The 16,945-nt window shown below is 60.1% G+C and carries 17 protein-coding genes; 9 read left to right on the top strand and 8 right to left on the bottom strand.

All coding sequences use genetic code 11. The annotated features are described in order from the left end of the window. Positions 1–6: 6 nt before the first annotated feature. Positions 7–768, bottom strand: a complete 762-nt coding sequence (locus ACQK2G_RS14610) for a TIGR02186 family protein (RefSeq protein ID WP_425405773.1) — start codon at positions 766–768, stop codon at positions 7–9. A gap of 11 nt (positions 769–779) precedes the next feature. Continuing rightward, on the bottom strand, positions 780–1,709 hold the full coding sequence (locus ACQK2G_RS14605; protein WP_425405772.1) for a sulfite exporter TauE/SafE family protein: 930 nt from the start codon (positions 1,707–1,709) through the stop codon (positions 780–782). Between the two features lie 245 nt (positions 1,710–1,954). Here ACQK2G_RS14605 and ACQK2G_RS14600 point away from each other — a divergent pair, with 245 nt between their 5' ends. Together ACQK2G_RS14600 and ACQK2G_RS14595 are read left to right on the top strand one after the other, a co-directional pair. After that, positions 1,955–2,194, top strand: a complete 240-nt coding sequence (locus ACQK2G_RS14600) for a sulfurtransferase TusA family protein (RefSeq protein ID WP_425405771.1) — start codon at positions 1,955–1,957, stop codon at positions 2,192–2,194. A gap of 102 nt (positions 2,195–2,296) precedes the next feature. After that, complete coding sequence (locus tag ACQK2G_RS14595) at positions 2,297–2,560, top strand: hypothetical protein (RefSeq protein WP_425405770.1); 264 nt, start codon at positions 2,297–2,299, stop codon at positions 2,558–2,560. Positions 2,561–2,591: 31 nt separating this feature from the next. On the opposite strand, the gene fliN is transcribed toward ACQK2G_RS14595, so the two are convergent. Then, positions 2,592–3,116 (bottom strand): flagellar motor switch protein FliN, encoded by a 525-nt coding sequence (gene fliN / locus ACQK2G_RS14590; protein WP_425405769.1) that lies wholly within the window; start codon positions 3,114–3,116, stop codon positions 2,592–2,594. A gap of 146 nt (positions 3,117–3,262) precedes the next feature. Here fliN and ACQK2G_RS14585 point away from each other — a divergent pair, with 146 nt between their 5' ends. Continuing rightward, positions 3,263–4,147, top strand: coding sequence for a mechanosensitive ion channel family protein (locus ACQK2G_RS14585; protein WP_425405768.1), 885 nt, complete (start codon positions 3,263–3,265; stop codon positions 4,145–4,147). A gap of 13 nt (positions 4,148–4,160) precedes the next feature. On the opposite strand, the gene ACQK2G_RS14580 is transcribed toward ACQK2G_RS14585, so the two are convergent. Continuing rightward, entirely contained in the window at positions 4,161–5,594 is a 1,434-nt protein-coding gene (locus ACQK2G_RS14580) for a hypothetical protein (protein WP_425405767.1), read from the bottom strand. Between the two features lie 181 nt (positions 5,595–5,775). Here ACQK2G_RS14580 and ACQK2G_RS14575 point away from each other — a divergent pair, with 181 nt between their 5' ends. After that, positions 5,776–7,674 carry a motility associated factor glycosyltransferase family protein gene (locus ACQK2G_RS14575; RefSeq protein WP_425405766.1) on the top strand — a complete coding sequence of 633 codons (1,899 nt, stop codon included), beginning with the start codon at positions 5,776–5,778 and terminating at the stop codon, positions 7,672–7,674. Here the strand turns inward: ACQK2G_RS14575 and ACQK2G_RS14570 are convergent. Next, positions 7,671–8,411, bottom strand: a complete 741-nt coding sequence (locus tag ACQK2G_RS14570) for a sulfite exporter TauE/SafE family protein (protein WP_425405765.1) — start codon at positions 8,409–8,411, stop codon at positions 7,671–7,673. The two genes, ACQK2G_RS14575 and ACQK2G_RS14570, sit on opposite strands and share 4 nt — an antisense overlap. Before the next feature lie 42 nt (positions 8,412–8,453). After that, the gene (gene fdhF / locus ACQK2G_RS14565) at positions 8,454–11,243 is read right to left on the bottom strand and encodes a formate dehydrogenase subunit alpha (protein ID WP_425405764.1); all 2,790 of its coding nucleotides are present in this window, start codon (positions 11,241–11,243) and stop codon (positions 8,454–8,456) included. A gap of 256 nt (positions 11,244–11,499) precedes the next feature. Here fdhF and ACQK2G_RS14560 point away from each other — a divergent pair, with 256 nt between their 5' ends. The 4 genes from ACQK2G_RS14560 to ACQK2G_RS14545 all read left to right on the top strand — a co-directional run bounded on the left by ACQK2G_RS14560 (position 11,500) and on the right by ACQK2G_RS14545 (position 13,936). Continuing rightward, the gene (locus tag ACQK2G_RS14560) at positions 11,500–11,994 is read left to right on the top strand and encodes a hypothetical protein (protein WP_425405763.1); all 495 of its coding nucleotides are present in this window, start codon (positions 11,500–11,502) and stop codon (positions 11,992–11,994) included. A 12-nt stretch (positions 11,995–12,006) separates the two neighbouring features. Further along, on the top strand, positions 12,007–12,576 hold the full coding sequence (locus tag ACQK2G_RS14555; protein WP_425405762.1) for a hypothetical protein: 570 nt from the start codon (positions 12,007–12,009) through the stop codon (positions 12,574–12,576). Continuing rightward, complete coding sequence (locus tag ACQK2G_RS14550; protein WP_425405761.1) at positions 12,564–13,169, top strand: SCO family protein; 606 nt, start codon at positions 12,564–12,566, stop codon at positions 13,167–13,169. The genes ACQK2G_RS14555 and ACQK2G_RS14550 overlap by 13 nt, the downstream gene beginning before the upstream one ends. A 101-nt stretch (positions 13,170–13,270) precedes the next feature. Continuing rightward, positions 13,271–13,936, top strand: a complete 666-nt coding sequence (locus ACQK2G_RS14545; RefSeq protein ID WP_425405760.1) for an RraA family protein — start codon at positions 13,271–13,273, stop codon at positions 13,934–13,936. Between the two features lie 10 nt (positions 13,937–13,946). On the opposite strand, the gene ACQK2G_RS14540 is transcribed toward ACQK2G_RS14545, so the two are convergent. Both ACQK2G_RS14540 and ACQK2G_RS14535 read right to left on the bottom strand, forming a co-directional pair. Then, positions 13,947–15,560, bottom strand: coding sequence for an NADH-ubiquinone oxidoreductase-F iron-sulfur binding region domain-containing protein (locus tag ACQK2G_RS14540; protein WP_425405759.1), 1,614 nt, complete (start codon positions 15,558–15,560; stop codon positions 13,947–13,949). 287 nt (positions 15,561–15,847) lie between these two features. After that, positions 15,848–16,042, bottom strand: a complete 195-nt coding sequence (locus ACQK2G_RS14535; RefSeq protein WP_425405758.1) for a DUF3553 domain-containing protein — start codon at positions 16,040–16,042, stop codon at positions 15,848–15,850. A gap of 134 nt (positions 16,043–16,176) precedes the next feature. Here ACQK2G_RS14535 and ACQK2G_RS14530 point away from each other — a divergent pair, with 134 nt between their 5' ends. Beyond that, positions 16,177–16,788: a histidine phosphotransferase family protein gene (locus tag ACQK2G_RS14530; RefSeq protein WP_425405757.1), complete on the top strand. Its 612-nt coding sequence runs from the start codon at positions 16,177–16,179 to the stop codon at positions 16,786–16,788. The last annotated feature ends 157 nt before the right edge of the window (positions 16,789–16,945 follow it).

Below are 16,945 nucleotides of genomic sequence, written 5' to 3'. Positions count from 1 at the left end.
CTCGCCTTAGCCCAGTTTTCGGAACACCCAGTTGGCGGCGAAGCCTGCCGCCATGGCGACGACGATGGCCAGGATGCCGTGCAGTGCCGGATAGGCATTGGCAATGCGGAAGATCTGGGCCCCGGCACCGACCTTGCTGACGAACAGGGGCGTGGTCTGTCCGCTCTGGATTTCCCCGTTCCGGGCCAGCAGTGTCTCGATCACATAGGTGCCGATCGGCACGTTGGCTGGAAAATGTACAGAGGTTCTGAACAGCCGCTGGCCGCGTTTTTGTATTGTTCCGGGAACCGTGCTGTAGAGCCCGTGCGCTTGCTGGTTCCGGATCAGGGAAGTCCTGAAGTTCTCAACCTCAGCAGGGTCCGCTCCTTCCGGCGGAATCATACGGACATTCTGCGCGCCGATTTGGTGCCGGTGGAGGACAGGCATCGGCAATCCCTCCGTCGCCCCTTGCGTCATCGCGACATAGTAGAAGGACGGGGTTTCTTCGAAGGTCATGGAATCGCGGTTCATCCAAATGCCGGCAACGCGTTCCTTCCGGCGAACGGTTACGTCCGTGGGCGGGCCGTGGACAACCACGATGACGTCGCCATCCTCCTCGATCGACCCGAACAACAACAGTTCGGTGCCGGTGAAACCGGTCGTAATCGCGACGAGATGATCGGACAGGTCTGCGATAAGCGGCTCGGCGCGGGCCTTGCCTGCGACCGCGAGGGCCAAGGCGATTGCCGACAGAAGCACGAACCGGGAAAGGCAGGGGGCGGAGATCATCTATTCACCCGTCAATGCCCGGTGCCGGTCGGGAAACTCAGCGAATAGATGTCGCCGGGGGGAATAATCAGATCCAGCAGGATCTTGATGCAAACCGCCAGAACCATCGCCGCGAGAAGTCCGCGCAGTTGTTCCCCGCGCAGCTTCGCCCCCAGCCGTGTCCCGAACTGGGCGCCGATGACAGATCCGATCAGAAGCAGCATGGCCAGCACGATATCGACCGTCTGATTCAGGTAGGACTGCAGAAAAGTAGCATTCGCGGCGACGAAGATGATTTGGAACAGCGACGTTCCGACGACAACGGATGTTGGCATGCCGAGCAGATAGATCATCGCCGGAACCATGACGAAACCGCCGCCGACACCCATGATGGCGGACAGTACCCCGACCAGAAAACCGATGGCGAGCGGCAGGAACGCGCTGATATAGAGCTGCGACCGGCGAAAGCGCATTTTGAATGGCAGGCCGTGCAGCCAATTGTGCTCGTGCAGTTTACGGCCGGTCGTCCCTCTGCCCGATTTGGTCCGCATCATCGCCTTGACGCTTTCGAACAGCATCAGGGCGCCGATGACCCCCAGAAAAATAACGTAGGAGAGTTTGATGACGAGGTCGATCTGACCCAATGTCCGCAGCAGAGCGAACAGCCAAACGCCGAAAGTGGATCCGATTATCCCGCCGACCAGCAGGACGGTTCCCATCTTGAAATCGACGTTCCCGCGCCGCCAATGGGCCATGACGCCGGAAACCGATGTCGCCACGATCTGACCGGCCTGGGTTCCGACCGCAACGGGAGAGGGGACCCCGATGAAAAAAAGCAGCGGTGTCAGGAGGAAACCGCCGCCAACCCCGAATATTCCGGATAGGACACCCACGCCCACACCCATCCCCAGAATGAGGAAGATGTTCACCGACATCTCCGCGATGGGCAAATAAACGTGCATTGGTTAGCCAGGCATGACTCTAGTCGGCCAGAATGACCGTCGAAGACAGGACCACGGGCAGTCGCGATTCAGGGGCTCCGACGGAACTGACATGATTTTTCAAACTGCCAAAACTAAACCAGATTCGAAAAGGTGATGCACCTGTTCTTCGCCGTCTTCGGACCATATATTCGTGATTTCCGCCCTGCCGTTGCTGCAATGCATCATGGCTGAGGCATTTGGGTAAGATTATTAGGTGGACGGCGATGCAGGAACCGGGAACAGACGAGAATTTGCTTGATGCGACGGGCTTGCTTTGTCCGTTGCCGGTTCTCAAGGCGCGCAAGGCGTTGAAATCAATCTCCAGAGGGGAACGCTTGATCATCCTGGCCACCGATCCTGGCGCAGTTGCAGATTTTCAATCGTTTTGCGAGGCCCAGGGGCACACATTGGCGGATTGGTCGGAAAAGGACGGTGAATACCGCTTCGATATTTTGAAGGGCTGATCGTCAGGATTTCTTAACCAGTTCCGAATTAGCGTTCATTGCTCTAACATCGTCGAAAATGCCGGTATCGCCCGGCAGAACGAAACGGGTGAGGACGCCAATATGACCCATTTTTTGATGTCGGACGTGAAACCGGACGGGATGAAGCTGGAAGATATTCTTTCGGCAATTCGCCGTGACATACTCTACCGCTGCACCAAAATCATGGAAGACTCGCGGCCGGAAGCGAAGCACGTCCTGGAAAACAACATTGAAATACTGTCCCTGTTGTCGGACGCGATCAAACTGGCGGAAGATTCCACACATACCCTGGACAAGGCATTCGGTACCCGCAATGTCGACGGACCGCGGATCGGCGACGGTTGACCGGCGGACACCGCGTCGTCCGGAATGCCGATCAGGATTTTTTCACGAGATCGGTGATTGATACGGCCAGGTGATCCTCCACGACGACGACTTCGCCGCGGGCGATCGACTGACCGCTGACACGAATATCCACTGTATCACCGACGCGCCGATCCAATTCGATCACGGCGCCACGGCCGATCTTTAGCAAATTGCTGACTTTCATCTCCGCCGTGCCGAGCACCGCGGTCAGATCGACCACGATGTCCTGAACCGCGCCGGGATGCATGCTCAGCTTCGAGGCCCATGCGCCGCCCAGCGTCTCCGGTTCGTTGCCGCCACCGCCGCCTTGTTGCTCGGCAGCCATCGCCGCGGCCATGTCCATGTCGTTCAATTCGACGTCCGGCTGGCCGCCGGCCCGTTCGGCCTGCTCGGCGGCGATGGCCGCGGCCATGTCATCCTCGCCGAACTCTTCATCATCGTCTCCGCCCGCGGCGGCGCGCTCGGCCTGCTCGGCGGCAATGGCGGCAGCCATGTCGTCTTCGCCCATCAGGTCGTCGTCATTTTCATCGGACATTTTGCGTCCTCAATCCATTGAAAGCGGTCGGCCATTGCCGTCACTCCACCATGCAAGCAGTGTACCGCTGATTCCGGTTTCGGTCTAACCTGGGCTGAAATAGGCTTCCTTGTATCCCCGCCCTTCCTGAGCGGACGGGTAATTTCGTGCAAAAGGATGACGTTGTGGAAGAGAATATCGAAACCGTGACCGCCTTGATCGATACTGTCATCGCCTTCGCGGTTCAGTATGGCTTCCAAATCCTTGGCGCCCTGGTCGTCCTGCTGATCGGCTTGAAGGTCGCGGGATTCTGCGGTCGGAAAGTCACTCTTTTGTGCGAGGCGCGGGCGATAGACGTCACGCTGTCCCGGTTTATCGGCAATGTCGTGAAAATCCTGCTGATCGGCGTGGTGATCATCGTCACGCTGGGCAATTTCGGTATCACGATCGCACCCTTCATTGCGCTGGCCGGTGCATCGGCCTTCGGTGCGACGATGGCCCTGCAAGGGCCGTTGTCGAACTACGGTGCCGGTTTGTCGATCATCCTGACGCGTCCCTTCGTCGTCGGGAATACGATCAATGTCCAAGGCGTGAGCGGCGTCGTCGAGGAAATCACTCTCGCCCAGACAGTGCTGGTCGGTGAAGACGGCGAGCGGATCACCGTGCCGAACAAGGAAGTCGTCGGTCAGGTTATCGTCAATTCGCGGGAACGCAGGGTGGTGCAGACGAAAATCCAAGTCTCGGCGGATCAGGACCCCAAAAGGCTGATCGGGCTTATTCAAGATGCCTTGCGCAAGATCCCTGATCTGGAAGGAGATCCCGCGCCGTTGGTCGGAATTCATGACTTTGCCTATGGCGGTATCGTGATCGGTGTCCGGTTCTGGGTGGCGAGCGAGAAATATTTCGCGACGCGTTATGCGGTCAACCAGGTGGTCTATGGCGCACTGGAGGAAGCCGGCATTACCCTGGCCATGCCGACGGGCGGTGCGGTGGCCCTGGATTCTCTCTCGGCCGATGACGATACGCCGGGTCATCAGGAGCCGATCGCCTAGGCGGGCCGCATCCTCAGCCGTAGACGCCTGACAGTTGCACGAGGATCAGGATCGCCGCCAGCAGCAGCGCCACCGTCAGCGAGAAGGGGGCATTCCAACGCCAGGCGATCCGCCAGTTCGAATCCCCCGTGATTCTGGAGATGAAGAGGCAGGTCGCGGAGAAGGGGGACGCGTTCGTCCCCTGACCCCAAAGGCACATCATGGCCATGGCGGCAATCGGCGGCGCTACGCCAAGCGCTTCGGGCGGTAAGATGGACGTCACCAGGACAACGAAGACGACCGGGTGTAGGCCGACGATGCTGGTCAGCATCATCGCCGCCATCAACGCAGGGATGGTGACAATCGGGTTCGGCGTTACATTCTGAACCCATTGCGCGACCAGATCCGGGTCCAATGCGGAGGCGATACCGACCCCAAGGATGTTGGCGCCGGCGAACAACATCGTTTCCCCGCGCAGATCCGGAATCTTATCGAATACTTGGCGAAGCAGGATAAAGCCGCTTCTGTCGCCCGTCGCAATCGTGGGCGCGGCGGTGTCGGTGCCGTCGGGCGCGGTGGAGGGAAGGCGTTTGCCGGCCAGCGCGATCGCCCAGGCGAGCGAGAAGGGCGGGGCGACGATGGCGAGCGAAACCGGTATGGAAAGCCGCAAGCCTTCGACCAGCAGGATGGTGATGCCGAAAAGCGTGCCGAGAAGAAGCGCGATATTGCCGGCGTGACGGCGCGTGAACGGCGGTGCAGGCCCGCGTTCCTTGGGTTCCTCATTCATTTCCCGCTGCGCCGCGGCGCGCAGGAAAAGGCGGTCGAAGGCCCAACTGCAGCCAATGATAAACAGCGATAAGCCAATGCCGAGCGGCGCGACTTCAAGCCAGCGCACACCCGGGACCGCACTGAGGATGACAGCGGTCCCGACATAGAAGGGCGACCAGGCCGTCCCGGCCGCAAATCCTTGCACCATTGCGCGGCCGAGTCTTTCGCGCAGCGGTTTGGGCGTATCGCCCCCGACCATCGGTGTCAGCAGCGATAGGCCCGCCAGATTGAAGGCAACTCCCAGGAAATGGGCCGCCAGCGCAATTACGGCGAAACGCCTGCCGGATGGTTGCCGGATTGCTATTTCCCGCACGGTCAGCAGGGAAGGACTACGGCCCGCCGGGCCCTGCAGCCAGGTAACCGATGCAAAGAGCAGCAGGAATGGCAGCGTACGGCGCAACCCGTCGATCACCGTGTCCAGCGCCCCGCTCTCCATCGTGCCGGCCAGCACGCCCAACCCGGCCAAGGCGACACTGACGGCTTGTTGCAGGCGCGCGGTGCGGGGAAATTCGAGGAGGATGAATGCCGACATGCACCCGATGGCGACCCAGACGGCGGCCTCGACCGTGAAGAGAGCGTCGATGATCGTCAGCCCGCAAAGCGTCAGGTAAAGCGCGGCTGAAATCGACCGTGTCGGCATGCGCAGCGGGCCTCGTCGAATAGGAAGGAACTGAATGAGGGTTCATAAAACGCCCAATCCCGATGCCCCGGCAAGTACGCAAAGAGACAATTCAGGCCATTCACGGGTGTATCGACGCAGGTTCGGGAATCGTGAAACAGTTCAAACAACAGAATAGTTTCCCAATCGATGGCCTTGCCGCGTGACAACGTCTTCCGCCGAACCCAAGACCTTGTACGAGCGCAATCTGATTGCGCTGGCGGAGCATGTGTCCTTCGAATTCGCGCAATCCCTTGCGACCCTTCAAAGCGACCTGGAACTGGTGACGGAGCCTAAGACGGGTCTGCTCAATATCAGGGTCGGGGAAAGGACCATGTATCCGACCGGGGCGGAACCGTTCGCCGCCCGCCAGGTCGCCGAATACCTGGAAAAACCGCAACGCCTCTCGCTGCGTCCGCCGCCGCCTGACCCGAATTCAAATCTTGTCAGTGACCGCGCCGTCGCGTCGCTTCATAACCGTTTTGGCTCCAAGCTCGTGACCACGCAGCGAGACCCGGAATTGATTTCCGGTTACCTCACAATTTTCGGTCTTGGGCTCGGCTTGCAGATTTCACCTTTGTTGGAACGTCTTAACGTTCGAAACCTTGTTATCGCAGATGGCACGCCCGCCTTCCTTGCGCTCAGTATGCAGGCCATCGAATGGGCGGAAATCATCGCGACGCTCGCGGACCGGGGTGGGCGCGTGCATTTCGCTTTCGATGCTGATCCCGTCGCCCTCTCCAACAAGGTGTATGAGGCGATGCGCGGACCGGATCGAGGCTTGCTGGACGGCTCCTACATCTTCGGTCATTACCGGATGCCGGTCTTGGAACGGGCCTTGTCCTTGTTCATGGAAAGCGTGCCGGTCATCGGAGACTCTGACGGGTTCTTCGAGGACGAATGTCTCATGCTGTGGAATGCTGCGGCCAACCTTGCTGATAAAACGGTACGGATACTGTCCCCGACAAACGAGAAATTGGATGTGCCACCCGCCATCGTCGTCGGCAGCGGACCATCAATCGATGCGGAGATCGAAACGATCCGCCGCCTGCGCGATCGATGTCTGCTGATATCCGGCGGGACCGGGATGGGGGTGCTGCTGGAAGCCGGTTTGAAACCGGATTTTCATTGCGAGATAGAGAATGTCCCAGACATCCTGACGGTAAATCAGACGGCAGCGGTCAAACATGATCTGGCCGGCATCCGGCTGATTGCCGCGTCGACGGTGGACCCGTTGCTGCCGCCCTTGTTCGAGGAAACGATTTTCGTCCTGCGCGAGGCTCTCAGCCCCACGCGTCTTTTCGGCAACCCTGATCTTGTCCTGCCGATGGCTGGACCGACGGTAACGCATCTTGCCTGCCGGACCGCCATGACTTTTGGATGCAGGGATATCTACTTGTTTGGCGTTGACCTCGGATCTGTCGAGGCGGACCGACATCATTCCGGCGCCTCGATCTACAACCTCAGTGACGATCCATATTGGCGCGGCGGCGCGGCGATGGAGAAACTGACCATTCCCGCGGCGGGCAATTTTAGGGAGCAGGTTTTCACAAGTAGGGAATTCGCCTTTGCGCGGCTTTATTTCTCTACATTGGCGAGTCTCAATCCCGATTTCAAAATCCATAACTGCAGCGATGGTGTGCGGATAGAAGGGGCCCCGGCGAAACGCGGAGCGGAACTCGACCTGCCGCCGGTTACGACCGACGCGGCCTCATTGATCGCTGGATTGCCCGTGCTGACCGTCCCCCAGGCATCCGTCGATCGTGCGATGCAGTCGCTCGGCCATGCCATGTCGGTATTGGCGCCGAACATAGCGGGGATGGCCGGTCACGGCGCGTCCGATATCGAGGCGATCAACGATGGGCTGAAGGCGGCACTGGCTGGACGGGATGGCGATTCCCCCGAAGCGACCGCGCAATTCATGATGGCTGGGACCCTGCAAATGGTGCTGCAGACGGGAAACAGCTTGTATGGGCGCGTTTCACCGGGGCGAAGACCGGAGGTCGTTGCTGAAACCGCTAAGGCCTTGGCGCGGGCCACATGGGAAATGGCTGAAGTCTAGAACGCACGCGCAATGATGAAACTGCCCAAGGCCAATAAGGCGGCGAAGAATACGCGGCGGAACACCGTCTCGGACAATCTCTTTCGAATGCGTTGACCGAGACTCATGCCCAGCAGGGCTGGGGCGAGGGCGATGCCTGACTGTAGGCCAAGATCGGCATTCAGCATGTCGTTTCCCTGCAGCGCCAGCCCCAACCCGATCGTAGACAGGGTGAAGAGCATGCCCATGGCCTGGATCAACTGATCGCGCGGCAGTCCGATTGCCTGCAGATACATGACGCCGGGGACGACGAAGGACCCGGTCATACCCGTCAGGATGCCGTTGATGGACCCGAAGAGTGGGCTGAACCATGCCTCTTGCGCGGCCCTGACAGACAAACGAAACCCGGCCAGACTGGTGCCCGCATAGACGATCAGCAGCAGCCCCAGCAGGGCCGAAGAAACACTGAGGTCGAAGTGGGCCAAGCCGACTGCGCCGATCCAGATCGTTGCGGTGGCGGTCAGCAGAAAAGGCCAGAGGCGGCGCAGCAGAATACCGGCATTCCCGCCCAGGCTCGCCTGCCACAGATTGGTGGCGAATGACGGAACCAGCAACAGCGCCATGGCTGTCGGTAGATCCAGCACCGCAGTCAACACGGCCAGACTAACCGTTGGTAGACCGAGACCGATCACACCCTTCACCATCCCGGCGAGCAGGAAGGTTGCCGCGATGAGGGCTATGATCATGGGATCGGGCATGACCCGATCCTAGCGGTAACTCGTCGCGGTAGACAGAGCGCTTTATTCCGCCGCGACCTGTTCCGAAGGAAGCTTGTCCACCCGCGCCGCGCAGAACTTGAACTCTGGAATCTTGCCGAACGGGTCCAATTGCGGATTGGTAAGGAAATTGGCCGGACCTTCCGCGAAACAGAATGGGATGAAGATCATGCCCGGGGTAACGTCCCTGTCTGCACGGGCCTTCAATTGAACCGCGCCGCGCCGGGTTGAAACGGCCACCATCTCACCCGGGAGGATGCTCATTTCATCCATCCATTTCGGATGCATATGGACCTGGCCTTCGGGCTCGATCGTGTCCAGCACGCTGGCCCGGCGGGTCATTGCGCCCGTATGCCAGTGTTCCAGCAACCGGCCGGTCGTCAGTACCATCGGATATTGCTCGTCCGGTAGTTCGGCTGGGGGGAGCAGATCGGTCGGAACCAGTTTGACCCGGCCGTTGGCCGTCGGGAACCCGTCCCCGAAAATGACCGCATCGCCCGGCTTGTCTTCCGACGAACAGGGATAGGTGACCGCATCCTCGCGTTCCAGACGGTCCCAGGAAATGCCCGAAATGGAAGCCATGACGGACCGGAATTCCTCATAAACGTCCTTCGGGCCGGTATAGTTCCAGTCCAGGCCCATGCGCCGCGCCAGTTCCTGGATGATCCACCAGTCCTGCTTGGCCTCGCCGGGCAGGTCCAGTGCGGGACGCGCCATCTGGACCTGACGATTGGTGTTGGTGAAGGTGCCGCTCTTTTCCGGGAAGGCGCTGGCCGGCAGGACGACGTCGGCGTGGAAGGCGGTTTCGGTCAGGAAAATCTCCTGCACCACCAGATGGTCGAGTTTGGCCAATGCTTCCCGCGCGTGTCTGGCGTCCGGGTCGGACATGGCCGGGTTCTCGCCCATGATGTACATGCCCGTGATGTCGCCCGCGATGATCGCGTTGATGATCTCGACGACCGTCAGCCCGCGTTCCGTATCGAGCTCCATGTTCCAAAGATCCTGGAAGATGTTGCGGGTTTCGACATCCGATACGGATTTGTAATCGGGATATACCATCGGGATCAGCCCGACATCGGAAGCGCCCTGAACGTTGTTCTGCCCCCGTAGTGGATGCAGGCCCGTGCCTTCGCGGCCGATCTGCCCGGTAATCGCTGCCAATGATATCAGCGAGCGAACATTGTCGGTCCCGTGGACGTGCTGAGACACACCCATGCCCCAGAAGATGATCGACCTTTCGGCTGTCGCATAGGCCCGCGCGACCTCGCGGATCGTTTCCGCCTTGATGCCGCAAAGATCTTCCATCGCTTCCGGGGAAAAGCCTTTGGAGTTTTCGGCAACCGCGTCGAATCCGTCGGTATTCGCCTGAATGTATTGCCGGTCGATCAGGTCTTCCTCGATGATCGTGTGAATCATCGCATTCAGCAGGGCGACATCCGCCCCGGGCTTGAACTGAAGATGCCGCCAGGCATGGCGTGTCAGTTGCTGTTTGCGCGGATCCATCACCACGAGTTTCGCGCCGCGTTTCGCCGCCTGCTTCAGATAGGTGGCGGCGACGGGATGGTTCTGACCGGGGCGGCAGCCGATGATGATGATCAGGTCGGATTTCAATGCGTCCGTGAAGGGTGCCGTCACGGCACCCGAATTCATGCCTTCCATCAATGCCGCGACGGAGGACGCATGACAAAGGCGCGTACAGTGATCGACGTTGTTCGACCGGAACCCGGTTCGGACCAGTTTCTGGAAAAGATAGGCTTCTTCGTTGGAACCCTTGGCCGAACCGAATCCGGCCAATGCCAGACGGCCTTTTTCGTCACGGATTTTCAACAAGCCCTTGGCGGCGACATCCAATGCCTCTTCCCAGGTCGCGTCCCGGAAATGGGTGTACGGGTTCATCGGGTCTACTTCGCAATCCCAGGACTTCGGCGCGTCTTCCCGGCGGATCAGCGGTTTGGTCAGGCGGGTCGGGTGGCGCGCGTAGTCCATGCCGAAGCGGCCTTTGACGCAGAGGCGATTCTCGTTGGCCGGACCGGACCGTCCGTCGACTTTCAGGATCTTGTCGTCCTTGACGTGGATCTTGGTTTGGCAGCCCACACCGCAATAGGGGCAGAGTGAGTTGACGACTTTTTCCGCGCCGCCGAGATAAACTTCCTTCTCGTCCACCTGCGTCGCGGGCATCAGGGCGCCGGTCGGGCAGGCCTGGACGCATTCACCGCAGGCTACGCAGGTGCTGCTGCCCATCGGGTCGTCGAAATCGAAGACAATCTTCGCTTCATGTCCGCGATAGGCCATGCCGATGACGTCATTGACCTGAACTTCGCGGCAGGCGCGGACGCAAAGATTGCAGTGGATGCAGGCGTCCAGGTTGACGCGCATCGCCGGATGGCTGCCATCCGTCGCCAATTTGGCGAGCGAAAAGTCAGACCGTTCGGGGAAACGGCTGTCGTCTATGTCGATCTTGTCGGCCCAAGTCCAGAACTTGCTGTCGCTTTCATGCGCGACCTCCCGTTCCGGTTGATCTGCCATCAACAATTCGAACACCATCTTGCGTGACGATTTCGCCCGGTCGCTTGCGGAATTCACCACCATGCCGTCGGTCGGTTTCCGGATACAGGAGGCGGCCAGCGTTCGTTCGCCTTCGATTTCCACCATGCAGGCACGGCAGTTGCCGTCGGCCCGATAGCCCGGTTCCGGCGAATAGCAAAGATGCGGAATTTCCACGCCTTCGCGCTGAGCGACCTGCCAAATGGTTTCATCCGCGCCCGCGGCGACCTGTTTGCCGTTCAGCGTGAAAGTGATTTGTCCGTCAGCCATGTCCGTCGCCTCGACCCTGATCCAAAAATGCAGCGAAATTCCGCGAATTGGGGCGGATACTATCGCGGTGTGGCCAACCCCGCCATAGCACGTTCGCGTCATAGATTGCCTGTCCGACGACGGTGGCGGGATATGCCGTAAAAACGGGTGTCGGACAGCCCCATGGATAAGCCAATCGTGATCGATCGTCATATGCGCCTGAAGGGACGCTGCGCTACCCTGTTTCAATCGATTTCTGAAGCCGCTGGAGGCGAATATGAGACCGGGATTGGGTGTAAGGCATGCGCTGTTCGGGGCCGCGGCCCTGTTGGCTCTGACCGGGCAGGGACAGGCCGCCGGCGGTGGCGAGCGTGTTCAGGTCACGGGCGAGATCATGGATACCTGGTGTTATCTGTCGGGTGTCATGGGCGGCCCTGAGGCGACCCTGGGCACTGCTCATCATACCTGTGCCATGTGGTGCGCGGCCGGTGGGATTCCCGTCGGCCTGCGCACTGACAACGGGGAAATCTACATGGTCCTCAAATTGGAAGGTGCAGGGACCGCTGACGGCTCACCGACGATCCTGGAAGTGCAAAGCGATCGGATAACGGCAGACGGCATGGCCTATGAGCGCAACGGCATAAAATATCTGATCGTCGACCAGATCGTCAGCAACGAGGGGATCACCAACCAGAGCCACGAGGATTATGGCTTGGTGCCGCCTTTCGCCATTCCGAAGGACGTGAAGAAAACCATTCTTGGCAGGGAATAGAAGGGGCGGACCATGACAAAGTTGACACGGATTGCCGCACTCTCAATCTCCCTGATCGCGGTTGCCGCTGCGCCCTCTTTCGCGGCGGATGAAAACAGGGCGAAACCCTGGAACTTGGAAGGTGAGGAACTGGCGCGGTTTGATGCCAAGGTTGTCGATATCGTCTGCGAATTGTCCGGTGATTGCCCGGCCGACTGCGGGTCGGGCGCGCGACAGTTGGGTTTGGTAACGGACAATGGCGACCTGCTATTGGCGGGGAAGAACGCCCAAGCGATCTTCACGGGCGCAGTGGTCGACCTGCTGCCCTATTGCGGCACGACCGTGACCGTGGACGGGTTGTTCACCGGAATTGAAGGCGGGCCGAAACTGTTTCAGGTCCAGTATATCCGGCCCGAAGGCGCGGCAGAGGATATCAAGGCGAATGCCTGGGGCGCGGCTTGGAATGCGGCCCATCCGGATTTGAAGGACAAGAAAGGGCCCTGGTTTCGGAAGGATCCGCGGGTCAACGCCCTGATCCAGCGGGACGGGTATCTGGGGCTGAGCCATGCTGCGGACAAGGAGTTCCTGGAGTGGTTCGAGTAACCCGACCCTGTCTTCCCGCTGTCGTCTTGGCCCTTTGCCTGTTCGGCTTCCATTCCGCTGCACAGGCTTCCGACCAAAGCGACAAGGCGGCCCCTTTTCCCGTTCAATTGGGCGGTCCGTTCGATTTGATTGACCATTTCGGCGAGCGCCGAACGGACCGGGATTTCCTGGGTCGGTATCTTTTGGTCTTTTTCGGCTATGCCAATTGTCCGGGGATTTGCAGTGCCGCGCTGCCGTCAATGGCTGCCGCGGTCGACGCGTTAGGCGATGCGGCGGATATGGTCCAGCCGGTTTTGATCACCGTCGACCCGGAATGGGATACACCGCAGGAAATGCGTCGTGTCCTTTCTGAACTGCATCCCCGATTGTTGGGGCTGACAGGGGAAAAGGAAGATCTTTCCGCTATTCGAGAAGCCTATCAGGTCGAGGTCGCCAAAGTCGGTGACGATATCTTCGGCAAACCGATTTATAGCCATGGAGGTTTTGTCTATCTGATGGGGCCGGATGGACGTTTGGAAACCGTGATACCCCCCATATTGTCGCCGGCGCAGATGGCGACCATCATTCGCAGTTATCTCGTGCCCGCCGGTTAATTCACTTTTCGCCGCCGCTAAGCCCTGGCCGATCCGTACGGTATGCGGATACAGTATCCGCCTACGGATACGAATAACCACGCGGACCGGGGAGCATCGCGATGAGCAGCGTCAGGCGGCACAACATCACCATACCGAAACTGACACCGGCAATGCTGGCCGAATGGAAAGAGGTCCCGGCCGCCGTGGCGTCGGATTGCCTGGGAAGGGCGCAAGCGATGGCGGCGGACATTTCACCGTTGCATCCCAGCATGCGGATCGTCGCGCAGGCCAGGACGGTCGATTGCATGGCCGCGGATAACAGCGCCCTTCACGCGGCGATCGGGATCTGCGAGCCGGGCGAAGTGCTGATCTGCAATGCCCAGGGCTATACAAACAACGCCATCTTCGGCGGCCTGATGACCCGGGCGGCGACCGATGCCAAGGTGGCCGGCCTCGTGATCGACGGCTCGGTCCGGGATTCGGAGGAAATCGTCGAGGCAGGGTTCCCTTGTTACAGCCGCGGTGTGGTGCCGCGTGGTCCGCATAAAGGTTTCGGCGGTGTGATCGACGGTCCGATCGCTTGCGGCGGGGTCTCTGTCTCGCCGGGCGATCTGATCATCGGAGATGCGGACGGCGTCACGGTCGTGCCCTTCGCGATTGTCGAGCAGACTCTGGAGGCGGCGAAAGCCATTCTTGCCAAGGAGGCAAGGGCCCTTGCCAGCCTGGCGGAAGGCGGGTCTCTGGCCGAGGTCTACGGCGTGCCGGAAATCACCCTGATCGACTGACAGGCGTCCGCTAGGTCGGCACGTCCTCCGGGAAATAACGCAGTACGCTCAATAGCGGGTTCGGGGCCGCCTGGCCTAGGCCGCAGATGGATGCGTCCATCATGGTCTGGGACAGTTCCTGCAACAGGCCCTTGTCCCATTTCTCCGCCTGCATCAGCTTCACGGCCTTCTCCGTGCCGACCCGGCAGGGCGTGCATTGCCCGCAGCTCTCATCCTCAAAGAAGCGCATCAGGTTCAGCGCGGCATCCGCGACATTGTCCTTGTCGGACAGGATGACGATCGCGGCGGAACCGATGAAGCAGCCATGCGGTTGCAGCGTGTCGAAATCGAGAGGGATGTCGTCCATGCTGGCCGGCAGAATCCCACCGGACGCGCCGCCGGGCAGATAGGCCTTGAACGTGTGGCCGTCCAACATGCCGCCGCAGTGTTCTTCGATCAGTTCCCGTATGGTGATGCCCGCATGGGTCAGTTTCACGCCCGGTTCCTTGACGCGCCCGGAGACGGAAAAACTGCGCAGTCCGGCCCGGCCGTTCACACCTTGGCTGCTGAACCAGGATGCGCCTTTGGTCAGGATTTCCGGAATCCAGTAAAGTGTCTCAACATTGTTCACCAGGGTCGGTTTCCCAAAGATCCCGACCTGTGCGACGAAGGGCGGGCGGTGCCGGGGCAGGCCGCGCTTGCCTTCGATGCTTTCGATCATCGCCGACTCCTCGCCGCAGATATAGGCGCCGGCGCCCCGGCGCAGATGTATGGTCGTGTGCGGTGACAGGCCGGCGTTCTGGACCGCTTGGATCTCACGCCGCAGGATTTCCAGAACGGCGGGATACTCATCCCGCATATAGACGTAAACGTCCGTGGCTTCGACGACCCAGGCGGCGATCAACATGCCTTCCAGGAACAGATGCGGTTTGCGGGTGAGGTAGTAAAAGTCCTTGATGGTGCCGGGTTCGCCTTCGTCACCGTTCACCGCCATCACCCGCGGGCCCGGTTCCTTGCGGACGAGTTTCCATTTCAAGCCGGTCTTGAATCCGGCGCCGCCCAAACCGCGCAAACCGGAGGCTTCGACTTCAGATGCGACGGCTTCCGGATCCCTGTCTCCATCAAGACAGGCCCGCAACAGACCGTAGCCATCTTCGTTCCGATAGCTTTCGAGATCCTGGTAGCCCGGCAGGTGGGCGTGTGTGTCGCCCTTTTCCGCAGCCGTTTTGATCGTATCGACCGAGGCGTTCACAACGTGATTGTGACCGACCTCCGCGACCGGCGCGACATCGCACCGGCCCATGCAGGGCGCGCGCAGCACACGGATGTTTTCGCCGACGGCGGTTGGAAGATCGGAGAGAAGCTTCTGCGCCCCGGCCATCTCGCAACTAAGCGAATCGCAGACGCGGATGGTCAGCGGGGGCGGCGGTGCTTCGTCTTCCATCACAAGATCGAAATGCGCATAGAAGGACGCGACCTCGAATACTTCCGCCTGGGGAATCTTCAGCTCATTGGCGAGCGCAAGCAGGTGCCGCGCGGAAAGATGTCCGAACGTATCTTGAATCGTATGCAGATACTCGATCAGCAGGTCGCGTTTACGCGGTGCGTCGCCCAATAAGTCGGCGACCTCGCGGGCTGCCGCCATGTCAATCTGTCTGCCTTTGGAATGCGGAACGGCCTGTCTGCGCCCGAAACCGGGATTCCGGAAACGACGTGGCGCGCCCTCGGCACTATTCGGCGAGTGATCATTCATGGGATACCCTCGACACTTGGAACGCCTCGGAAACTGAAGCGAACCGCCAGAAATGACAATAAGTGGCCCTTTCGGCCACACTTGCATCCTTCTCGCCCGCAAGGAAACCACAGGCTAGACACGATGCGTCATCCTCTGGTTCAGCGGCGACCAGGGCAATTGCAAAATAGTCTCAGTTGCTATTCCGCGGCGACCAAGGTTACGACCGCCGTGTTGATGAGTAGTTTCCCGCGTTCCTCGAAATTGACGGTGACGCGGTGGCCGACGACGGATTGTACCTGGCCCAGGCCCCAATCCGGTTTGTCGGGGTTTCTCACAAACGCACCGGGAACGAATCCGACATCCCGGCACAACTCGGCCCTTAGATCTTCCATTGCCTGCGATTTCCCATTCTAGCCGTTGGACTAAATGTGCCCATCCTGCTTCTTGGCCTTTTCCGTCCCCACCTAGTATGTTCTTGTTTTCATTCAATCATGATTCATCCGGATTTGCAGGGCGATTTTTCCATATGAACCAACGAATTGCCGAAATGCTGATGTCCCGCATGGCCCATGAATTGGCTGGGCCGGTCGGCGCGATCGCGAATGGCGTCGAATTCATGCAGGAGGTCGAGGAAGGGGCGACGGACGCGATCGACCTTATCGCCGACAGTGCGCGTCGCGCGGCGGGCCGGCTCCAGTTCTATCGCCTGGCCTATGGCGGTGCGGGGCGTTCCACCTCCGATGAAACCGTGATCCTGGAGGCGGCCCGGGGCTTTGTGGACGAGGGCGGGGTGGTCCTGACCTGGCCCTCCGGCAGCGCCGTGGACCTCATCGAGCGTCCGGGCGGGGCGAAATTGCTGCTGGTTGCGGTTGAAATCGCGCGAGGGGCCTTGTTGCGCGGCGGTACCGTGGAGGTCGACGCCCTTCCCGGCATGATCCAAGTCGCCGCCACCGGCCCGAAGCCGACACTTGCGGAAGAAATCCGCGCCAATTTCACGGGCTCAGGGGGCGTCGACGATGTCGAGGTAACGGCCCGGTCCGTGCATTGTCTTTATGCCCGTCTGCTGGCGGCGGAGGCCGGCGTTCGCCTGGCCCTTGCGCAGGACGGCGAGCAGATCCGTCTTTCCATCGTTTTTTAGAATACATGCGGTTTTTTCCGGCCGCGAAATCAGCGGCCCGATGCTTCGGGCGCCGTCCGTTAGCGAATTGCTAAGGAACGCTTAGTGGTTTGTTAAGAACTCGCTTGTTATTACTCTTGCACCATTCTGATCCCGGCATCCGGACACTGGAATTAAC

It is taken from the genome of Hwanghaeella sp., assembly GCF_965227365.1.
Taxonomy (GTDB): Bacteria; Pseudomonadota; Alphaproteobacteria; order UBA8366; family Aestuariispiraceae; genus Hwanghaeella.
Note: the sequence above shows the minus strand (reverse complement) of the source record. Positions and strands in the feature narration are given on the sequence as shown.

What these genes read in the sequence shown, in the direction of transcription:
- ACQK2G_RS14580 (WP_425405767.1), bottom strand. Translation starts at nt 5,594, where the DNA reads ATGCCGACACGGTCGATTTCAGCCGCGCTTTACCTGACGCTTTGCGGG.
- ACQK2G_RS14555 (WP_425405762.1), top strand. Translation starts at nt 12,007, where the DNA reads ATGACAAAGTTGACACGGATTGCCGCACTCTCAATCTCCCTGATCGCG.
- ACQK2G_RS14540 (WP_425405759.1), bottom strand. Translation starts at nt 15,560, where the DNA reads ATGGCGGCAGCCCGCGAGGTCGCCGACTTATTGGGCGACGCACCGCGT.
- ACQK2G_RS14560 (WP_425405763.1), top strand. Translation starts at nt 11,500, where the DNA reads ATGAGACCGGGATTGGGTGTAAGGCATGCGCTGTTCGGGGCCGCGGCC.
- ACQK2G_RS14610 (WP_425405773.1), bottom strand. Translation starts at nt 768, where the DNA reads ATGATCTCCGCCCCCTGCCTTTCCCGGTTCGTGCTTCTGTCGGCAATC.
- ACQK2G_RS14595 (WP_425405770.1), top strand. Translation starts at nt 2,297, where the DNA reads ATGACCCATTTTTTGATGTCGGACGTGAAACCGGACGGGATGAAGCTG.
- fliN (WP_425405769.1), bottom strand. Translation starts at nt 3,116, where the DNA reads ATGTCCGATGAAAATGACGACGACCTGATGGGCGAAGACGACATGGCT.
- fdhF (WP_425405764.1), bottom strand. Translation starts at nt 11,243, where the DNA reads ATGGCTGACGGACAAATCACTTTCACGCTGAACGGCAAACAGGTCGCC.
- ACQK2G_RS14605 (WP_425405772.1), bottom strand. Translation starts at nt 1,709, where the DNA reads ATGCACGTTTATTTGCCCATCGCGGAGATGTCGGTGAACATCTTCCTC.
- ACQK2G_RS14545 (WP_425405760.1), top strand. Translation starts at nt 13,271, where the DNA reads ATGAGCAGCGTCAGGCGGCACAACATCACCATACCGAAACTGACACCG.
- ACQK2G_RS14570 (WP_425405765.1), bottom strand. Translation starts at nt 8,411, where the DNA reads ATGCCCGATCCCATGATCATAGCCCTCATCGCGGCAACCTTCCTGCTC.
- ACQK2G_RS14530 (WP_425405757.1), top strand. Translation starts at nt 16,177, where the DNA reads ATGAACCAACGAATTGCCGAAATGCTGATGTCCCGCATGGCCCATGAA.
- ACQK2G_RS14535 (WP_425405758.1), bottom strand. Translation starts at nt 16,042, where the DNA reads ATGGAAGATCTAAGGGCCGAGTTGTGCCGGGATGTCGGATTCGTTCCC.
- ACQK2G_RS14600 (WP_425405771.1), top strand. Translation starts at nt 1,955, where the DNA reads ATGCAGGAACCGGGAACAGACGAGAATTTGCTTGATGCGACGGGCTTG.